At 54.7% G+C, this 22,257-nt stretch carries 23 protein-coding genes and 7 tRNA genes; 13 read left to right on the top strand and 17 right to left on the bottom strand.

The annotated features are described in order from the left end of the window. Positions 1-47: 47 nt before the first annotated feature. Positions 48-1,259, bottom strand: coding sequence for a diguanylate phosphodiesterase (locus tag PGR29_RS09275; RefSeq protein ID WP_113373884.1), 1,212 nt, complete (start codon positions 1,257-1,259; stop codon positions 48-50). Between the two features lie 309 nt (positions 1,260-1,568). Here PGR29_RS09275 and ycgZ point away from each other — a divergent pair, with 309 nt between their 5' ends. The 3 genes from ycgZ to PGR29_RS09260 all read left to right on the top strand — a co-directional run bounded on the left by ycgZ (position 1,569) and on the right by PGR29_RS09260 (position 2,495). Beyond that, positions 1,569-1,814 carry a regulatory protein YcgZ gene (gene ycgZ, locus PGR29_RS09270; protein ID WP_087860058.1) on the top strand — a complete coding sequence of 82 codons (246 nt, stop codon included), beginning with the start codon at positions 1,569-1,571 and terminating at the stop codon, positions 1,812-1,814. Positions 1,815-1,878: 64 nt separating this feature from the next. Then, a complete protein-coding gene (locus tag PGR29_RS09265) occupies positions 1,879-2,181 on the top strand; it encodes a hypothetical protein (protein WP_171830086.1) in 303 nt (100 codons plus the stop codon). A gap of 47 nt (positions 2,182-2,228) precedes the next feature. Next, entirely contained in the window at positions 2,229-2,495 is a 267-nt protein-coding gene (locus PGR29_RS09260; protein ID WP_015367639.1) for a biofilm development regulator YmgB/AriR family protein, read from the top strand. Between the two features lie 60 nt (positions 2,496-2,555). Here PGR29_RS09260 and pgl read toward each other — a convergent pair whose 3' ends face one another. After that, positions 2,556-3,551, bottom strand: a complete 996-nt coding sequence (pgl, locus tag PGR29_RS09255; protein ID WP_316424429.1) for a 6-phosphogluconolactonase — start codon at positions 3,549-3,551, stop codon at positions 2,556-2,558. 184 nt (positions 3,552-3,735) lie between these two features. Between pgl and PGR29_RS09250 the strand changes: the two genes are divergently transcribed. Continuing rightward, positions 3,736-4,554 (top strand): pyridoxal phosphatase, encoded by an 819-nt coding sequence (locus PGR29_RS09250; RefSeq protein ID WP_213317975.1) that lies wholly within the window; start codon positions 3,736-3,738, stop codon positions 4,552-4,554. On the opposite strand, the gene modC is transcribed toward PGR29_RS09250, so the two are convergent. From modC to PGR29_RS09230, 4 genes are all read right to left on the bottom strand, one after another. Continuing rightward, positions 4,555-5,613 (bottom strand): molybdenum ABC transporter ATP-binding protein ModC, encoded by a 1,059-nt coding sequence (gene modC / locus PGR29_RS09245; RefSeq protein ID WP_049032994.1) that lies wholly within the window; start codon positions 5,611-5,613, stop codon positions 4,555-4,557. Positions 5,614-5,615: 2 nt separating this feature from the next. Continuing rightward, positions 5,616-6,305 (bottom strand): molybdate ABC transporter permease subunit, encoded by a 690-nt coding sequence (gene modB / locus PGR29_RS09240; protein WP_015367643.1) that lies wholly within the window; start codon positions 6,303-6,305, stop codon positions 5,616-5,618. Next, complete coding sequence (gene modA, locus PGR29_RS09235; RefSeq protein WP_316424428.1) at positions 6,302-7,078, bottom strand: molybdate ABC transporter substrate-binding protein; 777 nt, start codon at positions 7,076-7,078, stop codon at positions 6,302-6,304. The genes modB and modA overlap by 4 nt, the downstream gene beginning before the upstream one ends. Before the next feature lie 127 nt (positions 7,079-7,205). After that, entirely contained in the window at positions 7,206-7,355 is a 150-nt protein-coding gene (locus PGR29_RS09230) for an AcrZ family multidrug efflux pump-associated protein (RefSeq protein ID WP_087860064.1), read from the bottom strand. Positions 7,356-7,508: 153 nt separating this feature from the next. Here PGR29_RS09230 and modE point away from each other — a divergent pair, with 153 nt between their 5' ends. From modE to gpmA, 7 genes are all read left to right on the top strand, one after another. Then, positions 7,509-8,297 (top strand): molybdenum-dependent transcriptional regulator, encoded by a 789-nt coding sequence (gene modE / locus PGR29_RS09225; protein ID WP_087860065.1) that lies wholly within the window; start codon positions 7,509-7,511, stop codon positions 8,295-8,297. A 67-nt stretch (positions 8,298-8,364) separates the two neighbouring features. After that, on the top strand, positions 8,365-9,840 hold the full coding sequence (modF, locus tag PGR29_RS09220) for a molybdate ABC transporter ATP-binding protein ModF (protein ID WP_316424427.1): 1,476 nt from the start codon (positions 8,365-8,367) through the stop codon (positions 9,838-9,840). 206 nt (positions 9,841-10,046) lie between these two features. Continuing rightward, positions 10,047-11,063: a UDP-glucose 4-epimerase GalE gene (gene galE / locus PGR29_RS09215; protein ID WP_045364697.1), complete on the top strand. Its 1,017-nt coding sequence runs from the start codon at positions 10,047-10,049 to the stop codon at positions 11,061-11,063. A 31-nt stretch (positions 11,064-11,094) separates the two neighbouring features. Beyond that, positions 11,095-12,147: a galactose-1-phosphate uridylyltransferase gene (gene galT / locus PGR29_RS09210; RefSeq protein WP_316424426.1), complete on the top strand. Its 1,053-nt coding sequence runs from the start codon at positions 11,095-11,097 to the stop codon at positions 12,145-12,147. Continuing rightward, complete coding sequence (galK, locus tag PGR29_RS09205; protein ID WP_213317971.1) at positions 12,144-13,292, top strand: galactokinase; 1,149 nt, start codon at positions 12,144-12,146, stop codon at positions 13,290-13,292. Before galT ends, galK begins: the two co-directional genes overlap by 4 nt. After that, on the top strand, positions 13,286-14,329 hold the full coding sequence (galM, locus tag PGR29_RS09200; protein ID WP_213795096.1) for a galactose-1-epimerase: 1,044 nt from the start codon (positions 13,286-13,288) through the stop codon (positions 14,327-14,329). The genes galK and galM overlap by 7 nt, the downstream gene beginning before the upstream one ends. 234 nt (positions 14,330-14,563) lie before the next feature. Next, on the top strand, positions 14,564-15,316 hold the full coding sequence (gene gpmA, locus PGR29_RS09195) for a 2,3-diphosphoglycerate-dependent phosphoglycerate mutase (protein ID WP_015367652.1): 753 nt from the start codon (positions 14,564-14,566) through the stop codon (positions 15,314-15,316). Positions 15,317-15,426: 110 nt separating this feature from the next. On the opposite strand, the gene aroG is transcribed toward gpmA, so the two are convergent. Beyond that, a complete protein-coding gene (aroG, locus tag PGR29_RS09190) occupies positions 15,427-16,479 on the bottom strand; it encodes a 3-deoxy-7-phosphoheptulonate synthase AroG (protein ID WP_015367653.1) in 1,053 nt (350 codons plus the stop codon). Positions 16,480-16,794: 315 nt separating this feature from the next. On the opposite strand from aroG, the gene PGR29_RS09185 reads away from it, so the two are divergent. Further along, positions 16,795-17,166: a YbgS-like family protein gene (locus tag PGR29_RS09185; protein ID WP_316424425.1), complete on the top strand. Its 372-nt coding sequence runs from the start codon at positions 16,795-16,797 to the stop codon at positions 17,164-17,166. A 115-nt stretch (positions 17,167-17,281) separates the two neighbouring features. Then, on the top strand, positions 17,282-18,220 hold the full coding sequence (zitB, locus tag PGR29_RS09180; RefSeq protein ID WP_015367655.1) for a CDF family zinc transporter ZitB: 939 nt from the start codon (positions 17,282-17,284) through the stop codon (positions 18,218-18,220). On the opposite strand, the gene pnuC is transcribed toward zitB, so the two are convergent. From pnuC to cpoB, 10 genes are all read right to left on the bottom strand, one after another. Further along, entirely contained in the window at positions 18,217-18,936 is a 720-nt protein-coding gene (pnuC, locus tag PGR29_RS09175; protein ID WP_015367656.1) for a nicotinamide riboside transporter PnuC, read from the bottom strand. The two genes, zitB and pnuC, sit on opposite strands and share 4 nt — an antisense overlap. Positions 18,937-18,971: 35 nt before the next feature. Continuing rightward, positions 18,972-20,015 (bottom strand): quinolinate synthase NadA, encoded by a 1,044-nt coding sequence (nadA, locus tag PGR29_RS09170; RefSeq protein WP_047065013.1) that lies wholly within the window; start codon positions 20,013-20,015, stop codon positions 18,972-18,974. 370 nt (positions 20,016-20,385) lie between these two features. Beyond that, positions 20,386-20,461: transfer RNA gene (locus PGR29_RS09165), tRNA-Lys, on the bottom strand. A 132-nt stretch (positions 20,462-20,593) separates the two neighbouring features. Beyond that, positions 20,594-20,669, bottom strand: a tRNA-Lys gene (locus tag PGR29_RS09160). 47 nt (positions 20,670-20,716) lie between these two features. Continuing rightward, positions 20,717-20,792: transfer RNA gene (locus PGR29_RS09155), tRNA-Lys, on the bottom strand. 3 nt (positions 20,793-20,795) lie between these two features. After that, positions 20,796-20,871, bottom strand: a tRNA-Val gene (locus tag PGR29_RS09150). 150 nt (positions 20,872-21,021) lie between these two features. After that, positions 21,022-21,097 (bottom strand) — tRNA-Lys (locus PGR29_RS09145). 2 nt (positions 21,098-21,099) lie between these two features. After that, positions 21,100-21,175: transfer RNA gene (locus PGR29_RS09140), tRNA-Val, on the bottom strand. Positions 21,176-21,211: 36 nt separating this feature from the next. After that, positions 21,212-21,287 (bottom strand) — tRNA-Lys (locus PGR29_RS09135). A 161-nt stretch (positions 21,288-21,448) separates the two neighbouring features. Next, positions 21,449-22,252 carry a cell division protein CpoB gene (cpoB, locus tag PGR29_RS09130; RefSeq protein ID WP_316424424.1) on the bottom strand — a complete coding sequence of 268 codons (804 nt, stop codon included), beginning with the start codon at positions 22,250-22,252 and terminating at the stop codon, positions 21,449-21,451. Positions 22,253-22,257 lie beyond the last annotated feature (5 nt).

Raw genomic sequence — 22,257 nt, 5'->3', positions numbered from 1 at the left:
CGTGCGGGAAAAAGGATGAAAGTGCGTTTACGCTATCTCAGGATGGATCATATTTTCCCCGGCCAGAGGATTGCCGGCAGACCAGCCAGTCGCGGGCTGGCAAACAGATTTCCCTGGAAATGAGAAATACCCGCCGCCTCAAGCCACATCCACTCCTCCGCCTGCTCAACGCCAACCACCGATACGGCAATTTCCAGTGAATGGCAGCATTTGATGATCGCCTGCACGATAGCCTGGCGCGGCCCGTCACGATGGATGTTGCGGATCAGCTGCTGGTCGATTTTAATTCGATCCGGTTGATATTGCGCCAACAGCGATAGCCCGGCAAAACCGGCGCCAAAGTGATCGATAGCGACGCGAATTCCCGCCCCCTTAAGTTTGCGTACGGCATCGGTAAACTCATCCATCCGCGAAATCACTTCACGCTCGGTGAATTCAACAATTATCTGTTCCGGAATCAGGTCATTGCGCTGAATTTCCGTTAACAGGAATGGCACCGCATCCGCCACTTTCACCAGCGTCATCGGCAGCAGATTGATGGTCAGGGTACGTTCACGCAGGCCTAATTTGCCAGCAATGGCCAGCGCAACCCGTTTACTTTGCAAATCCGCGACATAAATCTCATCGCCTGACAAACCGGCAAAATAGGCCGCAGGCGGTTCTCCGTCAACGGTACGCAGCAGCGCTTCCCAGGAGACTATTTCACAGGCAAAAGGGTCAACCACCGGCTGAAAAGCAAAACAGCATGTTTCAGCACGGTCGATACAGGGCACGGCCGGGTAAAACGAGCTCTCATCGGCAATAAAATCCCAGCTATCAGCTGACGGAATTTCATAGTAGTTCTCTTTTTCCGTCGCTTCGACAAAGGTACGGAAAAAATGCAGCGCCCGGTCGTCGTAAGTCAGCTGATATTTTGTCGTCCCCTTATCCAGCACGGCCTGTAGTACCGCATCGCGATCGTGTTCCCTTAAATCAAACAGCTCCATGCCAACCTTACCAAAGCGGCGAGACGGCGCGTAATCGCACAGAAGCTCCACCAGATTGTAATGACGCGGGTCCGCGCAAATATGCCGATAAATTTGCTGTACGTTTTCTTCCGGCCCCTCAATGAGTTGGAAAAAATGCGTGCCGTTAAAAAGTAAAATACCGGTGACATCCGCCTGACCATTTCTCTCGTTAGCCGCAGCAACCATCGACTCGAGCGATTTGAATGAGACATCGTCGCAGATATGGCTGCGATAAATGATGGTGGTGAGCATAGCGGTTCCAGATGAGAGGTATAAGCATTCACAGTAGCAGTTACTGCTCGATACGTCTTGCGAAACAAGTATTTATATTAACAAAAATTGAACACACGACGCCGCCTGGCCGCATAATCTTGTACAGATTGTCACGCTTACAACCCTCATGGCAATTTTACACAAAATAAAAAAACAATAAATTTATCAATAAATTTCAATAGACTATACTCTAAACGCGATTTATTGCGCAACACGCTATGTACAAGTTACAAATTATTGTATAAGTTTACTCACAATTAACAGATGAGTGAAATTAAAGGAGCGCATATGCAGCAGAATGGTTACATTCCAGATACAGCGAACGCGATAGCCCAGTATTTCAACAAAGCATCGTTACCTTCTCAGCAGGAGACGCTGGGCGAAATCGTGATGGACATTCTCACCGAAGGGCGGCATTTAAACCGCAAAGCGCTTTGCACCAAGTTACTGAGCCGTCTTGACGTCGCACGAGCCCCCGAAGAAGAAGATCATTATCAAACGTTGATTGGCCTGCTGTTTGAGCGTCAGGAGTAAACGCTGACTGTCGGCCTGCACCTGACCTGGCTTACAGGAACACGAGGCATGCAGAGGGACGATGATGAAAAGCAGTCAATCAGATCGGGTTAGCGATGAGATTATCGGCGAGGCGGTTTTATCTCTTCTTAAAACAAACCGGCCAATTAATATTCCGACGCTACTAGTCAAACTTCGGTTAATGCAGGCAGCGGAAACGAACCACCAGCGAAGGAATGCAATTATTGCCGTTATTGATGAAATTAGCGTCAGACTCACGACGCGCGGCAATCACGCTCCAGTCATTAAAAAGATTAACGGCCAGTGGGAAAACAGAGCCGTTGTTGTGGATAGTAACGTCGAACCGACGGGCAAAAAAATACACTGATCCCCGATCAAGTTTAATAAACAAGTGAGAATATGATGAGACAGACTATGCATCAGCAATCAGATATTTACGCAGGACTGCAGGATACAGCGCTCTCAGAATATTTCCGCAGCGCCGGAGATAAATTAGTCGATGAATCTGCGGTCATGTCGCTGGCAATCGACAGTATCCTCAGCTCAGATGGGCATCTGAGCAATAAGGCGCTTATTTTATGGTTGATCAATGCTCTGGAAACCACCGATAACGTGGTCACCGCGGATGTGATTCGTAAGACGCTGGAAATTGTCGTCGGCTATACGATGGATGATATTTAGGCCTGTCAGTCCAAATAAAAAAACCTCGCCGGCGCGAGGTTTTTTTCTATCAATAGCAAATTAATGCGCGTTAACCACTACCCACATCGGGCCCTGACCAACGGCATAACGCCCTTTCTCTTTTAATAGCCCCTGCTCGCCGGCAATTTCATATACCGCGATATGATGCGATTTCTGCCCGGCGGCAATCAGATACTTACCGCTGTGATCGAGATTAAAGCCGCGCGGCTGCGCTTCGGTCGGCTGGTAGCCTTCAATAGACAGTACGCTACCGTCTTCAGAAACGCTGAAGATGGTGATAATGCTGGCGGTACGATCGCAGGCATACAGATGGCGGCCATCCGGCGTAATATGAATATCCGCAGCCCAGCGCACGCCGGTGAAATCTGGCGGCATCATATCCAGCGTCTGCACGCACTCAATTTTCCCGTGCGGATCTTTAAGCTCCCACACGTCAACGGAGCTATTCAGTTCGTTCACGCAGTAGCCGTACTGCTGGTTCGGATGGAACACCATGTGCCGCGGACCAGCGCCTTCCACGGTAGTAACTTCCGCCGGCTCCTGCGCGGCCAGATAGCCGTCATCGCTCAGATTAAACAGGCAAATACGATCCTGCTTCAGCGCCGGGACCCATAGCGTGCGGTTGTCCGGCGAAATATTGGCCGAGTGACAGCCTTCCAGCCCCTCGACGACGGTGACCGTTTCGCCCGGTACGCCGTCAATCAATGGCGTCACGCTCACGCAGCCCTGATTGTAGGAAGCGCTGAAAACAAAACGGCCCTGATGGTCGGTGGAGATATGCGTCGGGCTCCCCGGCAGCGCGGCTTCACCGGCGAAAGTCAGCGCGCCATTATCTGGCGCAATGCGGTAAGCCAGGACGCGAAACTCCGGACGAACGCCGACATAGAGATACTCTTTGTTCGGGCTTACCACCATCGGCTGCACCTGGCCCGGGGCATCAACAACCTGAACCAATGTCAGATTTCCCTCAGCATTGAGGCTCCAGACGTGAATCTGATGGCTCTCCGGGCTGGCGGTATATACGGTTTGTTTCATGACTACTCCTTTCCTCACTGCTCGTGAAACTGCTCGTGGACATCGTTATACATTTCATCCGGCGCGCGGCGCAACGATGAATGGTATAGACGTTTTTAACGGTAGATGCTGAAAAATTTGCCCCTGAGACGAAGCCGTGTACCATCATGGCAGACCCTTTTTCACCATTTACCGGAACCAACACATGACCTCACGCGTGATCGCCCTCGATTTAGACGGCACCCTACTGACCTCAAAAAAAACGATTCTTCCGGCGTCGCTCGATGCGCTGGCTCGCGCCCGGGAGGCTGGATATCAGGTGATCGTCGTAACCGGCCGACATCACGTCGCTATCCATCCTTTTTATCAGGCACTGGCTCTCGATACACCTGCAATTTGTTGTAATGGCACTTATTTGTATGATTATCATGCAAAAAAGGTTCTCGAGGCCGATCCGATGCCGGTAGATAAAGCCCTCAGCCTCACCAACATGCTCGCCGAACACGATATTCACGGTCTGATGTACGTTGATGACGCCATGCTTTATGAACGTCCGACCGGCCACGTGATACGCACCACTAACTGGGCGCAGTCGCTGCCGGTTGAACAGCGCCCGGTTTTCACCCAGGTGGATTCTCTGGCCCAGGCGGCGCGTGAAGTGCAGGCGGTGTGGAAATTCGCCCTCACCGATGAAAATATCCCGAAACTACAGGACTTCGCGCAGACCGTCGGCCAGAATCTGGGCCTGGAATGCGAATGGTCGTGGCACGATCAGGTGGATATCGCCCGCGCCGGCAATAGCAAAGGCAAACGCCTGGCGCAGTGGGTCGCCGCGCAAGGATTATCCATGCAGGATGTTATCGCCTTTGGCGATAACTACAACGATCTCAGCATGCTGGAAGCCGTCGGGACCGGCGTGGCGATGGGTAACGCGGTTGAGGAAGTAAAAGCGCGGGCAAAAGTGGTGATTGGTGAAAACGAAACCACCAGCATCGCCGACTTCATCAATCGCCATCTGTTGTAATCAGGCCGCGATCGATACACTTTTAATTTGCGCATACAGCCACTGACCTGGGGTGATGCCCAGGTCATCCCGCGCCCATGGGCTAATTCGCGCCCATAGCGTTCTGCCGCTGACCGTAAGCTGTACCTCAATCTGGCCGTTGGTTTCCACGCAACCAACAACCTGCGCGCGCAGGATATTACGGATACTGGTCTGTCGCGGGTGCTCCAGCACCAGCGACACATCCGACGCCTGAATACGAACACGCGCCGCTTCGCCCGGCTCTCGCGCCAGCTGATTAACCCATAGTTGCTGATCGCCCAGCGCCAGCGCGGTCATTGCATACTGCGGATGCTGCGCGATCACCGAGACGTTAAGAATCGTGCTCTGCTGCTCCTGCGGCAGCCACGGATGCATCACGCTGCTGCTCCACACCGTTTCGAGATCGCCAAACGCCTTCACTTTTCCCGCTTCCAGCACCAGCACGTTATCGGCCAGGTGCTGAATTTCATCCAGCGAGTGGCTGACATACAGCATCGGGATATGGATCTCGCGCGCCAGCCGCTGTAAATAGGGGAGTAATTCGCGCTTTCGCGGAATATCCAGCGAGGCCAGCGGCTCATCCAGCAGCAGCAATTCCGGCGCGGTCAACAGGGCGCGGCCAATCGCCACCCGCTGTTTTTCGCCGCCGGACAAACTACCGGGCAGCCGTTCGAGCAGATGCTCAATGCCCAATAACGCCACCAGCTTGTCAAATTGCGCGGCCATGCTTTTAGCCATCCCATATTTCAGGTTGCCGCGCACTTTATAGTGCGGAAACAGCCGCGCGTCCTGAAACACATAACCGATACGCCGCTTCTCCGGCGCCAGGCAGATGCGCTGTCGCGCGTCATTGAGCACCCGGCCATTGAGCACAATGCGCCCCTGCTGCGGCTGCGTCAGCCCGCTGATAGCATTAATCAGTGAGGTTTTGCCCGCGCCTGAGACGCCGAAAATAGCGGTGATGCCGCTGGCGGGAAGGGTTTCATGCACTTCCAGGCAGTGATTGCCTAACGTCTGGCTAAAATCGAGCTCCAGCATAGTTATTTTCCCATCCGCTTACGGCTAAGGCGCGCCAGCCATTCGGACACCAGCAGCGATACCAGCGCCAGAACAATAGAGATGATGCATAACCGCGCGGCGGCGCCTTCGCTGCCGGGCGTTTGAATCAGGGTATACATCGCGGAAGGAATGGTGCGCGTTTCGCCAGGAATGTTTGAGACAAAGGTGATCGTCGCGCCAAACTCCCCCAGCGAACGGGCGAAGGCCAACACCGTGCCGACAATAATGCCCGGCAGGGTCAACGGCAGCGTGATGGTGAAAAATACCCGCCAGCGATTAGCCCCGAGGGTGCGCGCCGCCTGTTCAAGCTTCACGTCCACCCCTTCAAGGGCGAGGCGTATCGCCCGCACCATCAGCGGAAATGACATCACCGCCGCCGCCAGCACCGCCCCCCGCCAGCTGAAGGCGAAAGTCAGACCAAACCAATCATATAACCAACTACCGATAAAGCCGCGTCGCCCCATGGAAATCAGCAACAGATAGCCGACCACCACCGGCGGCAGCACCAGCGGTAAATGTATAATGCTATCGAGTAACGCTTTGCCGGGAAAATGGCGGCGCACCAGCAGCCAGGCGAAAAAGATCCCAAAAGGTAAGCTGCAAACCACCGCCAGGGATGAAACTTTCAGGCTCAGCAGTACCGCCTGCCATTCGGGATCGCTTAAAATCATTGCTGTGTGGTGAATCCGTAACGTTTAAAGATAGCCGAGGCTTCCGGGCCTTTGAGGTAGTCGTAAAACGCGGTTACGGTAGCATTTTTATGCCCATCAACGATAGCCAGCGGATACTCGACTTTTTTGTGCGATTCCTCCGGGAAGGTGCCCACCACTTTGACCCCCTTGCTGGCGACGGCATCAGAGCCGTAGACAATGCCCAACGGCGCTTCGTTGCGCTCCACCAGCGCTAGCGCGCCACGCACGTCTTCTGCCGGCGCGAGCTTCGGCGACAGCGTCTCCCAGGCCCCGAGTTTCTGCAGCGCTTCTTTCGCGTAGATCCCTGCCGGCACGTGGTCCGGATCGCCGACCGCCAGACGTCCGCCTTGCAGCAGGCTGGTCCAGTCGGTTTTATCATTAATGGCGATATCGCCGCGATCGCTGGCTTTCGGCGCGACCACCACCAGACTATTGCCCAGCAGCGTAGTGCGGGAAGCCGTATCGATTGATTTTTTGTCTACGGCATAGTCCATCCATTTCTGGTCCGCTGAAATAAACAGATCGGCGGGCGCGCCGGCTTCAATCTGCCGCGCCAGCGTGGAGGAAGAAGCAAAGGAAGAGACCACGTCGACACGATGCTCTTTTTTATACGCTTGCGCGATATCCTGCATAGCGTTGGTTAACGACGCCGCGGCAAAAACGGTAATTTTGCCGTCCTGCGCCAGCGCATGACCAGAAACGCAGAGCGTTAATGCCGCTCCGGTGAGAAAACGCGACCATTGACCTGCCATTGGAAACTCCTGTTTATTCGTTATGTAGTAGATAATATAACGACTATGGTGAGAATTTCACAGCGTCAATTAGGGGGAATCGGGATCGGTACAAAAGAAAACGCCCGGCGGACCGGGCGTTGGGGAATCAGTGATTTTGCTGGCTGCTGTCTTTATGACCGACGCCGGAGAAAAGGTTAAACACTTCACCGAGGCCGTAAATCAGACCGAGGATGACCGCCATCACCACAGGTACCATGACGACAGCAAATACCAGACTTTTCAACAGCTCTAACATGGTTGGCTCCAGATAGTACGAATACTTCATTGTAACCATTTCAGCCGGAAAAACACGCCCCATTTGTGCGGTGCCTCGCCGCCGCCGCGGCAGATGCCTGTTGCAAGATGGGCGCTATCGTTCACAATACGCTTTTTACGTCAGGAATTGATTATGCAGGCCGAAATCCTTCTTACGCTTAAGCTTCAGCAGCGCCTGTTCGCCGATCCCCGCCGGATAGCCTTACTCAAGCAGATCGATCGGACTGGCTCAATTAGCCAGGGCGCGAAGAACGCCGGTATCAGCTATAAAAGCGCATGGGATGCGATCAACGAAATGAACCAGCTCAGCGAACAGTCGCTGGTCGACCGCGCCACCGGCGGCAAAGGCGGCGGCGGCGCGGTGCTGACCCGCTATGGCCAGCGGTTGATTCAGTTATACGATCTGTTGGCGCAGATTCAACAAAAAGCCTTCGATGTGTTAAGCGACGATGACGCCCTGCCCCTCGACAGTTTGCTGGCTGCGATTTCCCGCTTCTCGTTACAAACCAGCGCCCGCAACCAGTGGTTCGGCACCATCACCGGTCGCGACCACCAGCAGGTACAGCAACATGTCGACGTGCTGCTGGCGGACGGTCAGACCCGTTTTAAAGTCGCCATTACCGCTCAAAGCGCCGACCGCCTCGGGCTTGATGAAGGCCAGGAAGTGCTGGTGTTGCTGAAAGCGCCGTGGGTCGGCATCACGCTTGACCACGCCGTAGCGCAGCAGGCGGACAACCAGCTTACCGGGCGCATCAGCCACATTGAACGCGGGCCGGATCGGTGCGAAGTTATCATGGCGTTGCCGGATGGGCAAAACCTGTGCGCCACGCTGCCAACGGCGCAAACCGACGGTTTGCAGGAAGGCGCGCAGGCGATCGCTTACTTCAATGCCGATCGTATCATTCTGGCGACCTTATGCTAATGGCATTGACTTTATTGCCGTGAAGTCGTATCCCTGAAGCACAACGCTGCAAAAAGTGGGATACACAATGTCATCATTGCAAATTTCGCAAGGTACGTTTCGCCTTAGCGATACTAAAACATTACATATCGATCGCCTCACGCTGCGCGCTGGCGAAAGCTGGGCTTTCGTCGGCAGCAACGGTAGCGGTAAATCGGCGCTGGCCAGAGCGCTGGCCGGCGAACTGACTCTACTCAACGGGCAGCGCGAAAGCGCATTTCAGCGTATCACTCGCCTCTCTTTTGAACAGCTGCAGAAACTGGTCAGCGACGAGTGGCAACGCAACAACACCGATATGCTGAGCCCCGGCGAAGAGGATACCGGGCGCACTACCGCGGAAATCATCGAAGATGAAAAACGCGATCCGGAGCGCTGTGCCCAGCTGGCGGAGCAGTTTGGCATTAGCCACCTGCTGACGCGGCGCTTTAAATATCTGTCGACAGGCGAAACCCGCAAAACGCTCCTCTGCCAGGCGCTGATGAGCGACCCCGATCTGCTGATCCTCGACGAGCCGTTTGATGGCCTGGATGTCGCTTCGCGCCAACAGTTGGCCGACCTGCTGGCCTGCCTGCATCAGGCTGGTATCACCCTGGTACTGGTACTCAACCGTTTTGATGAAATCCCGGAATTCATTGAATATGCCGGCGTGCTGGCGGATTGCACGCTGAGCGAAACCGGCGAGAAACAGGCGTTATTACAGCAGGCGCTGGTTGCCCAACTGGCGCATAGCGAAAAACTGGCCGGTATGACGCTACCTGAACCGGATGCCCCCGCCGCACGGCATGATTTAGCAGAGAACGCTCCACTTATCGTTCTTAACGACGGCACGGTGTCGTATAACGATAAAGCGATCATCAACCAGCTAAGCTGGACGGTGAACCCCGGCGAACACTGGCAAATTGTCGGCCCTAACGGCGCGGGAAAATCCACATTGCTAAACCTGATCACCGGTGACCATCCGCAGGGTTACAGCAACGATCTGACGCTCTTTGGCCGCCGTCGCGGCAGCGGCGAGACCATCTGGGATATCAAAAAACATATTGGCTATGTCAGCAGCAGCCTGCATCTGGAATACCGCGTCAGCACAAACGTGCGTAACGTGATCCTTTCCGGCTACTTTGATTCGATAGGCATTTATCAGGCGGTCTCTGATAAGCAGCACAAGCTGGTCCAGCGCTGGCTGGATATTCTCGGCATTGATAAACGCACCGCCGACGCCCCGTTTCATAGTTTGTCGTGGGGACAGCAGCGGCTGGCGCTGATCGTTCGCGCGCTGGTTAAACATCCGACTCTACTGATACTCGACGAACCGTTACAGGGGCTGGATCCGCTGAATCGTCAACTGGTACGTCGTTTTGTTGATGTTTTGATTAGCGAAGGGGCCACGCAGCTGCTGTTTGTATCGCATCACGCCGAAGATGCCCCTGACTGCATCACTCACCGTCTGGAGTTCATTCGCAGTGGAGACGGTTACACTTACCGTCTCGGCGCGCTGGCGGAATAGCGCTATACAGGGGTCTGCGGATCCCTGTATTTTTTCAGAGAAATAACCAAAAACCACAACAACACACTGTTTTATAAATAATTACATAAAATCAGTCTTAATACACCATCAAGTGTAAACGATTCCACTATTTTAGCCTGTGTCACACTTTTGCCTTCTTTGGTATGCTATCTTCTTCTCACACGATAAGCCTATTGGAGCGAATCATGAAAGTACTGGTCACAGGTGGTAGCGGTTACATTGGAAGTCATACTTGCGTACAGCTGCTGCTGCAGGGACATGATGTGATTATTCTCGACAATCTCTGCAACAGTAAACGCAGCGTATTGCCGGTCATTGAACGTCTCGGCGGCAAGAAAGCCACCTTTGTCGAAGGCGATATTCGTAATGAAGCGCTGATGACGGAAATTCTGCACGATCACGCTATTGAAGCGGTGATCCATTTTGCCGGCCTGAAAGCCGTCGGCGAGTCCGTCGCCAAACCGCTGGAATATTACGACAATAACGTCACCGGTACACTTAAATTAGTTTCCGCTATGCGCGCAGCCGGCGTTAAAAACTTTATTTTTAGCTCCTCCGCGACCGTCTACGGCGACCAGCCAAAGATCCCTTATGTTGAAAGCTTCCCGACCGGTACCCCGCAAAGCCCCTACGGTAAAAGCAAACTGATGGTTGAGCAGATCCTCGCCGACCTGCAGAAAGCCCAGCCGGACTGGAGCATCGCGCTGCTGCGCTACTTCAACCCGGTCGGCGCGCATCCATCAGGCGATATGGGCGAAGATCCGCAGGGCATCCCGAACAACCTGATGCCGTATATCGCCCAGGTTGCCGTCGGCCGCCGCGAATCACTGGCAATATTCGGTAACGACTACCCGACCGAAGACGGCACCGGCGTGCGCGACTACATCCACGTGATGGACCTCGCCGACGGCCACGTCGCGGCCATGGAAAAACTGGCGAATAAAGCCGGCGTTCATATCTACAACCTTGGCGCAGGCGTCGGCAGCAGCGTGCTGGACGTGGTCAACGCCTTCAGCAAAGCCTGCGGTAAACCGATTAATTATCACTTCGCGCCGCGCCGCGATGGCGATCTCCCGGCCTATTGGGCTGACGCCGCCAAAGCCGACCGCGAGCTGAACTGGCGCGTGACGCGCAACCTTGACGAAATGGCGCAGGACACCTGGCACTGGCAGTCCCGTCATCCGCAGGGTTATCCGGACTAATAGCCTAAAGGTAAGGCTCTAAGGAAATACCATGACGCAATTTAACCCCGTCGACCATCCGCACCGTCGTTATAACCCGTTAACCGGGCAGTGGATTCTGGTTTCACCGCATCGCGCCAAGCGCCCCTGGCAAGGGGCGCAGGAGACGCCGGCAAAACAAACGTTGCCCGCGCACGATGCGGATTGTTTCTTGTGCCCGGGTAATACCCGCGTCACCGGCGACACTAACCCGAATTACACCGGCACTTACGTGTTTACCAACGATTTTGCGGCATTGATGACCGATACTCCGGACGCCCCGGAGAGCGACGATCCGCTGATGCGCTGCCAAAGCGCGCGCGGCACCAGTCGGGTTATCTGCTTTTCGCCAGACCACAGCAAAACGCTGCCGGAACTGAGCATTGAAGCACTGGAAGGCGTGGTTAAAACGTGGCAAGAGCAGACCGCGGACCTTGGGAAAAGTTATCCCTGGGTCCAGGTCTTCGAAAATAAAGGCGCGGCGATGGGCTGCTCCAATCCGCACCCTCACGGCCAGGTATGGGCCAACAGTTTCCTGCCCAATGAGGCGGAACGTGAGGACCGTCTGCAAAAGAAATATTTCGCTGAGCAGGGTTCGCCGATGCTGGTGGATTATGTGCAACGCGAACTGGCCGACGGCAGCCGTACCGTTGTAGAAACCGAACACTGGCTGGCCGTGGTCCCCTATTGGGCGGCCTGGCCCTTTGAGACGCTGCTGCTGCCAAAAGCGCATATCCAGCGTCTGACCGATTTAACCGTAGCCCAGCGCCACGACCTGGCGCTGGCGCTGAAAAAGCTGACCAGCCGTTACGACAACCTGTTCCAGACCTCCTTCCCCTACTCCATGGGCTGGCACGGCGCGCCGTTTAATAACGAAGATAATCAACACTGGCAGCTGCACGCTCACTTTTACCCGCCGCTGTTGCGCTCCGCCACGGTGCGCAAATTTATGGTCGGTTACGAAATGCTAGCCGAAACCCAGCGCGATCTCACGGCGGAACAAGCCGCCGAAAAGTTACGTGCCGTTAGCGATATCCATTTTCGTGAATCAGGAGTTGAACAATGAGTCTGAAAGAGAACACCCAGGCGCTGTTTGCTGAACAGTTTGGCTACCCTGCTAGTCACGTCATTCAGGCGCCGGGCCGCGTCAACCTGATTGGCGAACATACCGATTACAACGATGGTTTCGTGCTGCCGTGCGCCATTGACTATCAAACCGTAGTCAGCTGCGCGCCGCGTTCTGACCGTATCGTGCGGGTCATTGCCGCCGATTACGATAACCAGCGCGACGAGTTTTCCCTCGATGCGCCCATCGTTAGCCACGACACCCAGCAGTGGTCAAACTACGTACGCGGCGTGGTCAAACATCTGCAGAAGCGCAATAACCACTTCGGCGGCGCCGATCTGGTCATCAGCGGCAACGTACCGCAGGGCGCGGGGTTAAGCTCCTCGGCGTCGCTGGAAGTCGCCGTCGGCACCGTGTTCCAGCAGCTGTATCATCTGCCGCTCGACGGCGCGCAAATCGCCCTTAACGGCCAGGAAGCGGAAAACCAGTTTGTCGGCTGTAATTGCGGCATTATGGACCAGCTTATTTCGGCGCTGGGTAAAAAAGATCATGCGCTGCTGATTGACTGCCGCACCCTTGGCACCAAACCGGTGTCGATGCCGAAAGGCGTCGCGGTGGTGATTATCAACAGCAACTTTAAACGCACGCTGGTCGGCAGCGAATACAACACCCGCCGCGAACAGTGTGAAACCGGCGCGCGTTTCTTCCAGCAGCCTGCTCTGCGTGACGTTGAACTTGCGCAGTTTAATGCCGTGGCCCACGAGCTGGACCCGATTGTGGCGAAACGCGTGCGCCATGTATTAACCGAAAACGCCCGTACCGTCGAAGCGGCGAGCGCGCTGGCAAACGGCGACCTGCAGCGCATGGGCCAACTGATGGCGGAGTCTCACGCTTCCATGCGCGATGATTTTGAGATCACCGTACCGCAAATTGATACGCTGGTTGAGATTGTCAAAGCGGTTATCGGCGACCAGGGGGGCGTGCGGATGACCGGCGGCGGCTTTGGCGGCTGTATCGTTGCCCTGATGCCGGAAGCACTGGTTGAAAAAGTACAGCAGGCGGTTGCCGCTCAGTATGAAGCGAAAACCGGCATTAAAGAGACTTTTTACGTCTGCAAACCATCCCAGGGAGCCGGCCAATGCTAACGCCAACCCGCGAACTCGCGCCCGACGGACAGCCGTGGAACGTGCTAACGCTGCGTAATAACGCCGGGATGACGGTGACGGTGATGGACTGGGGCGCAACGCTAATCTCCGCGCAAGTGCCCCTTGCCGATGGTAGCCTGCGCGAAGCGTTACTGGGCTGCGCCACGCCGCAGCAATATCGCCAGCAGGCGGCATTTCTGGGCGCGTCCGTTGGCCGCTACGCTAACCGTATCGCCAACAGCCGCTTCACGCTCGATGGCGAGATCGTGAATTTAACCCCGTCGAACGAGGCCGGCCACCAGCTCCACGGTGGGCCGGACGGCTTCGACAAGCGTCGCTGGCAAATTGTCAGCCACGACGACAGCCAGGTGCTGTTTGCGCTCGACTCCGCCGATGGCGATCAGGGCTTCCCGGGTCATCTTCAGGCAACCGCGCGCTATCGCCTGACTGACGATAATCGTATCGCCATTGAGTACCGCGCCACCGTTGATAAGCCCTGCCCGGTCAATATGACTAACCATGTCTATTTTAACCTCGACGGCGCGCAGGGCGACGTGCGCCACCACCGCCTGCAGATCTTCGCCGACCAGTATCTGCCGGTGGAGAGCGATGGTATTCCGTATGGCGATTTGCGCGACGTGGAGTACACCAGCTTTGATTTCCGCGCGCCGAAGGTGCTTGCCGACGAGTTCCTTGCCGATGCTGACCAGCAAAAAGTGAAAGGTTACGATCATGCCTTTCTGCTGCAGGCCAAAGGCGACGCCCGCCAGCCGGCGGCGCATGTCTGGTCGCAGGATGAAAAGCTACAGCTGACGGTGTACACCTCCGCCCCGGCGCTGCAGTTTTATTCCGGCAACTATCTCGGCGGCACGCCATCGCGCGGCAGTCAACCTTACGGCGACTGGCAAGGGCTGGCGCTGGAGAGCGAGTTCCTGCCGGACTCCCCAAATCATCCGCACTGGCCGCAGCCAGATTGCGTATTACGGCCCGGCGCCGAGTACGTTAGCCTGACGGAATATCAGTTTATCGCCGGATAACGTCATAACCCTCCCTGCGGAGGGTTTTTTTTCGCCTTTTTGCTCTAATTTGCACCGCTAAAAGACAAAAAACTAACCGGTGTTTTACAAGCATCTTACACTGCGTCACTATTTTCGCTATGGTTAGGGATAAGCATTGCCGTGAGGCAAATCACGGCAATATAATGAGAATAGTTATCAATCAATAAACACATACACCACAGTAGTCGGGTTGCGTGTAGGAGGAGTAAGAGAATGGCTGTAACTAAGCTGGTACTAGTTCGTCACGGCGAGAGCCAATGGAACAACGAAAACCGTTTCACCGGTTGGTACGACGTTGACCTGTCTGAAAAAGGCGTTAGCGAAGCGAAAGCGGCGGGTAAACTGCTGAAGGAAGAAGGCTTCAGCTTTGATTTTGCTTATACCTCCGTGCTGAAACGTGCCATCCACACCCTGTGGAACGTGCTGGACGAACTGGATCAGGCCTGGCTGCCGGTTGAGAAATCATGGAAACTGAACGAACGTCATTACGGTGCGCTGCAGGGCCTGAACAAAGCCGAAACCGCTGAGAAGTATGGCGACGAGCAGGTTAAACAGTGGCGTCGCGGCTTTGCCGTCACCCCGCCGGAACTGACCAAAGATGACGAACGTTATCCGGGCCACGATCCGCGTTACGCGAAGCTGACCGATGCGGAACTGCCGACCACCGAGAGCCTGGCGCTGACCATCGACCGCGTCGTACCTTACTGGAACGAAACCATTCTGCCGCGCCTGAAAAGCGGCGAGCGCGTCATTATCGCCGCTCACGGTAACTCCCTGCGTGCGCTGGTGAAATACCTCGACAACATGGGCGAAGACGAAATCCTCGAACTGAACATCCCGACCGGCGTACCGCTGGTGTATGAGTTCGATGAAAACTTCAAGCCGATCAAACACTACTACCTGGGCAATGCTGACGAAATCGCTGCGAAGGCCGCGGCCGTCGCCAACCAGGGTAAAGCGAAGTAATACGCAACTGAATTATTTCGCCAACAAAAAAGCGTGGAATTTTCCACGCTTTTTTATTTTTAGCTATCGCTGGCGCAACGCGAAGGCAGCCAGCGATGGCAAAGCACAGGCTAGCCGCGGCGCGCTTTAACCGCATCCGCCAGCTGGCGCAGGATGGTCTCGGTATCTTCCCAGCCGATGCAGGCGTCGGTCACGCTCTTGCCATAGGTCAGCGGTTCGCCGCTTTCCAGGCTCTGATTGCCTTCCACCAGGTGGCTTTCAATCATCACCCCCATAATCGCGTTTTCACCACCGGCAATCTGCTGGCACACGTCGGCGCCGACTTCCATCTGCTTTTTAAACTGCTTGCTGGAGTTAGCGTGGCTGAAGTCGATCATGATTTGCGCCGGCAGACCGGCTTTTGCCAGACCCACTTTCACTTCGGCAACGTGCTGAGCGCTATAGTTCGGCTCTTTACCGCCGCGCAGAATGATATGGCAATCGCTGTTGCCGCTGGTGTTCACAATAGCGGAATGGCCCCACTTCGTTACCGATAAGAAACAGTGCGGCGCGCCAGCTGCGTTGATCGCATCGATAGCGACCTTGATGGTGCCATCGGTGCCATTTTTGAAGCCAACCGGGCACGAGAGGCCGGAAGAGAGTTCACGGTGCACCTGGGATTCAGTGGTACGCGCGCCGATTGCGCCCCAGCTCATCAGGTCCGCCACATATTGCGGGGTAATCATATCAAGGAACTCGCCCGCCGCAGGCAAACCGCTGTCGTTGATTTCCAGCAGCAGCTTACGCGCGATACGCAGCCCGTCGTTGATGCGGAAGCTGTTATCCATATGCGGATCGTTAATTAGCCCCTTCCAACCGACGGTAGTGCGCGGTTTTTCAAAATAGACGCGCATAACGATTTCCAACTCGCCTTTGAGCGCTTCACGCAGCGTCAGCAGGCGGCTGGCGTACTCTTTCGCCGCGGCAGGGTCGTGAATAGAGCACGGACCAATTACCACCAGCAGACGATCGTCGTTGCCTTTGAGGATGTTGTGGATCGCTTTGCGAGCATGTGCAACGGTATTAGCAGCATTTTCGGTAGCGGGGAATTTTTCCAGGAGCGCAACGGGAGGTAATAATTCGTTGATCTCTTTAATGCGTAAATCGTCGTTCTGATAATTCATCTTCTTTCCAGGCGTTGCCATACTTATACAATGAAATGCAATCCTTCCAATCTATCTCTTCGGTCAAAAAGTGTAAACGTGATTTTACACTGACGATGGAATAATCCTGGAATTAGGGAAAAATACGCCATAAAGTAGCGAAATCCCGCCAGCCAACTACAATTTTTAACTGCAACATCCAATTAAATGTTTATTTTCAGTATTATATTTTAAATCCTCACGCTAAGGCGGAGTGTTAAACCATAGCACCGCAGATCCCTGGCACATCTCTGTTGGCCGCGTTTAGCCAACAAATCGACTAAGCAGGAGTATCCGATGAATATGAATAAACTCACAGCCCTACTTCTCACCGCCACCTTAAGCTTAGCCAGCGGCGCCGCGCTGGCCGCCGATAGCGGCGCGCAATCGAACAACGGCCAGGCCAATTCCGCCGCTGATGCCGGACAGGTTGCGCCCGATGCCCGTGAAAACGTGGCGCCTAATAATGTCGATAACGACAAAATTAACTCCGGCGGCACCATGCTTCACCCTGATGGTTCGACGATGAATCATGACGGAATGTCGAGCGACGAGGTCCATAAAAACAGCATGTGCAAAGATGGACGCTGTCCGGATACGGATAAAAAAATGGAAAGCGGCAATGGCATGAACCACGATGCCAGCAAAACGGATGGCACTACGCAGTAATTGAAACGGGTAAGAAAAGGGATCGAGGTGACCAACGTTCACCTTGATCCCTTTGTTCGCTGAATTTCGGTAAGATGTCATAGTGTAATAATGATAACTATTAAGGGATGACATCATGGCGCATGCACATTCACCGACCCCTGCTGGCGAAAACAGTAACGCCAACCGGCTGCTTTGGGCTTTTATCGTAACCGCCGGTTTTATGATTATTGAGGCCATCGGCGGCGTCATTTCCGGTTCGCTGGCCCTGCTGGCCGATGCCGGACATATGCTTACCGACTCCGCCGCCCTCCTGTTCGCTCTGCTGGCGGTACGCTTCGCCAGCCGGCCGCCAAATAGCCGCCACACCTTTGGCTGGCTGCGTTTAACCACTCTCGCCGCCTTCGTCAACGCCATCGCCCTGGTAGTCATTACCATTTTCATCTTCTGGGAAGCGGTACAGCGTTTTAACCATCCGCAGCCTGTCGCGGGAAAAACCATGATGGTTATCGCCGTCGCCGGACTACTGGCCAATATTCTCGCCTTCTGGATCCTGCACCGCGGCAGCGCCGAAAGTAATCTTAATGTCCGCGCGGCGGCACTGCATGTGCTGGGAGATCTATTGGGTTCCGTCGGCGCTATCGTGGCCGCTATCGTCATTCTGATGACCGGCTGGACGCCGATTGACCCGATCCTCTCGGTGCTGGTGTCGTGTTTAGTACTGCGTAGCGCCTGGCGATTGCTGCAGGAGAGTATGAATGAGTTGTTGGAGGGCGCGCCGCGCTCGCTGGATGTCGAAGCATTAGGCCGCGATCTACGCCGCTCGATACCTGAAGTCCGCGACGTTCACCACGTTCACGTCTGGCTGGTGGGGGAAAAACCGGTGATGACGCTGCACGTACAGGTCGTGCCGCCGCACGATCACGATGCGCTACTTGATAGCATCCAGCATTTTATTGAGCATAAATATGAAATTGAGCATGTGACGGTACAGATGGAGTACCGTCCCTGCAGCGGCCCGGAATGCCACCTGAATCTGGCGCATTCCGGACATGAGCATCATCATCACCATTAACGTGAAAGCGCGTGAGACCCCCGCTCACGCGCGCTGTTAATCCACATCCGGCTGCCATTCAGGGCAATGAACGTCAGCAGCAAATATTCCAGCGACATCGCGTATACGCCCTGTAGAGCGAAAATCACCACGCTGATGACGTTGATGATCACCCACAGCAGCCAGTTCTCCACGTATTTACGCGTCATCAATACCATCGCGGCAATCGACAGCACCATCATGCAGGAATCCCAGAATGGGAAAGCATCGGGTTCCAGCGTCGGCATCGCCACCTGCAGCCCGAGCATTTGCATCAGGTTGACGGCGATGCGGGTCAGGAAGGCAAATACCGGGTTAATAAACACCGTCATCAGGCCGATAGCCACCACGCAGCCCGCCAGCCAGGCCAGCGCTTTTGGCAGCGGTAGCCAGCGAATTTTCAGTTCCGCTTCGTTATCGCTGGTCTGCCTTGACCACGCGTACCAGCCGTAAACGTTCGCCGCGAAGAAAAACAGCTGCAGCAGCAGGCTGGCGTACAGTTGGATCTGGAAGAAGATGATCGCAAAAAGCGTCACGTTCACCAGGCCGAAAGCGTAGTTGCTGATTTTTTCCAGGCTCGCCAGCCAGATGCACAGCAGGCCGGCGATGGTGCCCACCGCCTCAATCCACGACAGATCGTAGCCGCCGGCGCCGATCGGTATATGCACTAAAATATTCTGCGTACTGAAAAAATCCATTTTATCCCCTAAGCGTAACGCGACGCGGTAATGAGTTATCCCCGTAGTGTAGCCGCAAATTCCAGCATACGGTTAAGCGGAATTAATGCCCCGGCACGCAGTTTGGCGTCGACGTGAATTTCGTGTTCAACGCCGCCCTGCTCTAACCCTTCCGCTATCGCTTTCAGGCCGTTCATCGCCATCCAGGGGCAATGGGCGCAGCTGCGACAGGTTGCGCCCTCACCTGCCGTAGGCGCTTCCAGCAGCTCTTTTTCCGGTACCGCCTGCTGCATTTTATAGAAGATCCCGCGATCGGTTGCCACGATAAGCTGGCGCTGCGGCAGGCTTTTCGCCGCGGCAATTAATTGGCTGGTTGATCCTACCGCATCCGCCATGTCGACAATCGCCTGCGGTGATTCCGGATGCACCAGGATCGCCGCGTCGGGGTAGAGCCCCTTCATGCGCGCCAGCGCCTGGGTTTTGAATTCATCATGGACGATACAGGCGCCCTGCCAGCACAGCACGTCGGCCCCGGTCTGGCGCTGTACATAGCGGCCAAGATGGCGGTCCGGCGCCCAAAGTATCTTTTGTCCGAGGCTATCGAGATGTTCAATCAATTCCACCGCGATGCTGGAAGTCACTACCCAGTCGGCACGCGCTTTTACCGCCGCTGACGTATTGGCATAGACCACCACGGTGCGATCCGGGTGAGCATCGCAAAACGCGTTAAAGTCATCAATGGGACAGCCGAGATCCAGAGAACACTCCGCATTCAGCGTCGGCATCAGGATGGTCTTTTCCGGACTAAGGATTTTGGCCGTTTCGCCCATAAAACGCACTCCGGCAACCAGCAGCGTGGAGGCCGGGTGACGCGCGCCAAAACGCGCCATTTCCAGCGAGTCGGCAATACAACCGCCGGTCTCTTCGGCCAGTTGCTGAATTTCAGGATCGGTGTAGTAATGCGCCACCATCACGGCGTCGCGTTCACGCAGCAGGCGTTTAATTTTCTCGCGATAAAACGCTTTTTCGTCACGGTTCAACGGTTGTGGTTTTGGCGGGAAAGGATAAATCGCCGTTTCAGGATCAAACATTACGCTCATCATGCAATCTCGTTTTACTGGCTTAACTTTGAAACCGTAAATATCGCTCTGTATCGCCTTAATACGGTTCTTGTGTTTTATATGCTAAACAAGATAGCCGATTGCAAGCGAAATGTCGTGATGAATTTTGTATTCCCCGGGGACGATGCTGCGCATCTTCCCGGGCTACCGGTTCGTGCGCTATGGAGTCACGGTAAGCGTAGTGCGAACATGGAGTTGATTGTGGAGAATGACGCATAGCAAAAAGGCGCCTTTAGGGCGCCTTTTTACATTGGTGGGTCGTGCAGGATGACTCAGCTTCGCCTCGCCCTACGGGCCGTTGCTGACGCAACGTTATCCTTCACGTTCAACATCAAAGTTCAATGTTGAATGGTGGGTCGTGCAGGATTCGAACCTGCGACCAATTGATTAAAAGTCAACTGCTCTACCAACTGAGCTAACGACCCCTTGCGGGATTTTACTGCTGTAATCATTCAGGATGGTGGGTCGTGCAGGATGACTCGGCTTTGCCTCGCCCTTCGGGCCGTTGCTATCGCAACGTTATCCTTCACGTTCTACCAGAAACCACCGTTAAAGATTGGTGGGTCGTGCAGGATTCGAACCTGCGACCAATTGATTAAAAGTCAACTGCTCTACCAACTGAGCTAACGACCCTAAGGGTGTTACCTGAAAGATTTTGTACTCGGCACCATCATTTTAGATGGTGGGTCGTGCAGGATTCGAACCTGCGACCAATTGATTAAAAGTCAACTGCTCTACCAACTGAGCTAACGACCCGAGTGGTGGGTGATGACGGGATCGAACCGCCGACCCCCTCCTTGTAAGGGAGGTGCTCTCCCAGCTGAGCTAATCACCCGAAACTGCGCTGGATACTACCGATACTGCTTCCACCGACCCCATCATTAAGATGGTGGGTCGTGCAGGATGACTCGCTTCGCTCGCCCTACGGGCCGTTGCTGAAGCAACGTTATCCTTCACGTTTAACATCGAAGTTCGATGCTAAAAATGGTGGGTCGTGCAGGATTCGAACCTGCGACCAATTGATTAAAAGTCAACTGCTCTACCAACTGAGCTAACGACCCGGTGGTGGGTGATGACGGGATCGAACCGCCGACCCCCTCCTTGTAAGGGAGGTGCTCTCCCAGCTGAGCTAATCACCCGATACTACGCTGGATACTACAATTAAAACTAATTAGTGGTGGGTCGTGCAGGATTCGAACCTGCGACCAATTGATTAAAAGTCAACTGCTCTACCAACTGAGCTAACGACCCACTCTGGCGTCGCTTTGGGCTTGTTCGATATCCCTTGGCAACGGCGGCATATATTACTGATTTCAGATTTCAGCGCAACTAAAATTTCGATAAAGATCACTTAACTGCTTGGGTTTCGTGCGACAAGACCAGAAATAACGCGATTTCTGGTCATGCCATAATCAACCCAGGGCGTTAAGGCGTTTTTGCGCTTGTTTCGCACCATCGGTGCCAGGGAATTTGCTGACCACCTGCTGGTAAACCGCTTTCGCTTTCGCGGTGTCGCCTTTGTCCTGCATGATGACGCCGACTTTAAACATCGCATCCGGCGCTTTCGGGGATTTCGGATAGTTTTTCACCACCGAGGCAAAATAATATGCCGCATCGTCTTTTTTCCCCTTATTGTAGTTCAACTGTCCGAGCCAGTAGTTGGCGTTCGGCTGATAGGTTGAATCCGGGTACTTCTTGACGAAGTTCTGAAACGCCACCATCGCGTCATCCTGGCGGGACGAATCTTTAACCAGCGCAATAGCCGCGTTGTAATCGGTGTTGGCATCCCCGGTCATCGCAGGCGCCCCAGAAGAGGCCGCCGGCGCTGAACTGGCGGTAGCCGAACTCTGATCGCCAGAAGACGATGGAGCCTGCGCCTGCGCGCCTGCCGCTGCTGCTCCGCCACCGCTCGTCAGCCCGTCGATCTGTTGCAGAATCTGCTTCTGGCGTTCGACAATCTGATTGAGCTGATACTGATTTTCCTGAATCTGACCGCGCAGGGAATCAATATCGCTTTGGTTATCGGAGAGTTGTTGCTGGAGTTGGGTTAAAAGCTGGCTGTGAGCATTGGAAATACGCTCAAGTTGAGTGACGCGGTCTTCGACCGAGCCTGAGCCGACACTACTGATTGGCGCCTGAGCAAAAGCGGCCCAGGGGGCCGCTATGCCAACCAGTAACGACAGACTCAATAAATGATGTCTGAAGTTACTGCTCATGCAAT

Source organism: Klebsiella sp. 141203 (assembly GCF_032601985.1).
GTDB classification, from domain to species: domain Bacteria; phylum Pseudomonadota; class Gammaproteobacteria; order Enterobacterales; family Enterobacteriaceae; genus Klebsiella; species Klebsiella aerogenes.
Note: the sequence above shows the minus strand (reverse complement) of the source record. Positions and strands in the feature narration are given on the sequence as shown.

Coding starts and splice junctions, on each gene's coding strand:
- PGR29_RS09275 (WP_113373884.1), bottom strand. CDS start 1,259: ATGCTCACCACCATCATTTATCGCAGCCATATCTGCGACGATGTCTCA.
- ycgZ (WP_087860058.1), top strand. CDS start 1,569: ATGCAGCAGAATGGTTACATTCCAGATACAGCGAACGCGATAGCCCAG.
- PGR29_RS09265 (WP_171830086.1), top strand. CDS start 1,879: ATGAAAAGCAGTCAATCAGATCGGGTTAGCGATGAGATTATCGGCGAG.
- PGR29_RS09260 (WP_015367639.1), top strand. CDS start 2,229: ATGCATCAGCAATCAGATATTTACGCAGGACTGCAGGATACAGCGCTC.
- pgl (WP_316424429.1), bottom strand. CDS start 3,551: ATGAAACAAACCGTATATACCGCCAGCCCGGAGAGCCATCAGATTCAC.
- PGR29_RS09250 (WP_213317975.1), top strand. CDS start 3,736: ATGACCTCACGCGTGATCGCCCTCGATTTAGACGGCACCCTACTGACC.
- modC (WP_049032994.1), bottom strand. CDS start 5,613: ATGCTGGAGCTCGATTTTAGCCAGACGTTAGGCAATCACTGCCTGGAA.
- modB (WP_015367643.1), bottom strand. CDS start 6,305: ATGATTTTAAGCGATCCCGAATGGCAGGCGGTACTGCTGAGCCTGAAA.
- modA (WP_316424428.1), bottom strand. CDS start 7,078: ATGGCAGGTCAATGGTCGCGTTTTCTCACCGGAGCGGCATTAACGCTC.
- PGR29_RS09230 (WP_087860064.1), bottom strand. CDS start 7,355: ATGTTAGAGCTGTTGAAAAGTCTGGTATTTGCTGTCGTCATGGTACCT.
- modE (WP_087860065.1), top strand. CDS start 7,509: ATGCAGGCCGAAATCCTTCTTACGCTTAAGCTTCAGCAGCGCCTGTTC.
- modF (WP_316424427.1), top strand. CDS start 8,365: ATGTCATCATTGCAAATTTCGCAAGGTACGTTTCGCCTTAGCGATACT.
- galE (WP_045364697.1), top strand. CDS start 10,047: ATGAAAGTACTGGTCACAGGTGGTAGCGGTTACATTGGAAGTCATACT.
- galT (WP_316424426.1), top strand. CDS start 11,095: ATGACGCAATTTAACCCCGTCGACCATCCGCACCGTCGTTATAACCCG.
- galK (WP_213317971.1), top strand. CDS start 12,144: ATGAGTCTGAAAGAGAACACCCAGGCGCTGTTTGCTGAACAGTTTGGC.
- galM (WP_213795096.1), top strand. CDS start 13,286: ATGCTAACGCCAACCCGCGAACTCGCGCCCGACGGACAGCCGTGGAAC.
- gpmA (WP_015367652.1), top strand. CDS start 14,564: ATGGCTGTAACTAAGCTGGTACTAGTTCGTCACGGCGAGAGCCAATGG.
- aroG (WP_015367653.1), bottom strand. CDS start 16,479: ATGAATTATCAGAACGACGATTTACGCATTAAAGAGATCAACGAATTA.
- PGR29_RS09185 (WP_316424425.1), top strand. CDS start 16,795: ATGAATATGAATAAACTCACAGCCCTACTTCTCACCGCCACCTTAAGC.
- zitB (WP_015367655.1), top strand. CDS start 17,282: ATGGCGCATGCACATTCACCGACCCCTGCTGGCGAAAACAGTAACGCC.
- pnuC (WP_015367656.1), bottom strand. CDS start 18,936: ATGGATTTTTTCAGTACGCAGAATATTTTAGTGCATATACCGATCGGC.
- nadA (WP_047065013.1), bottom strand. CDS start 20,015: ATGAGCGTAATGTTTGATCCTGAAACGGCGATTTATCCTTTCCCGCCA.
- cpoB (WP_316424424.1), bottom strand. CDS start 22,252: ATGAGCAGTAACTTCAGACATCATTTATTGAGTCTGTCGTTACTGGTT.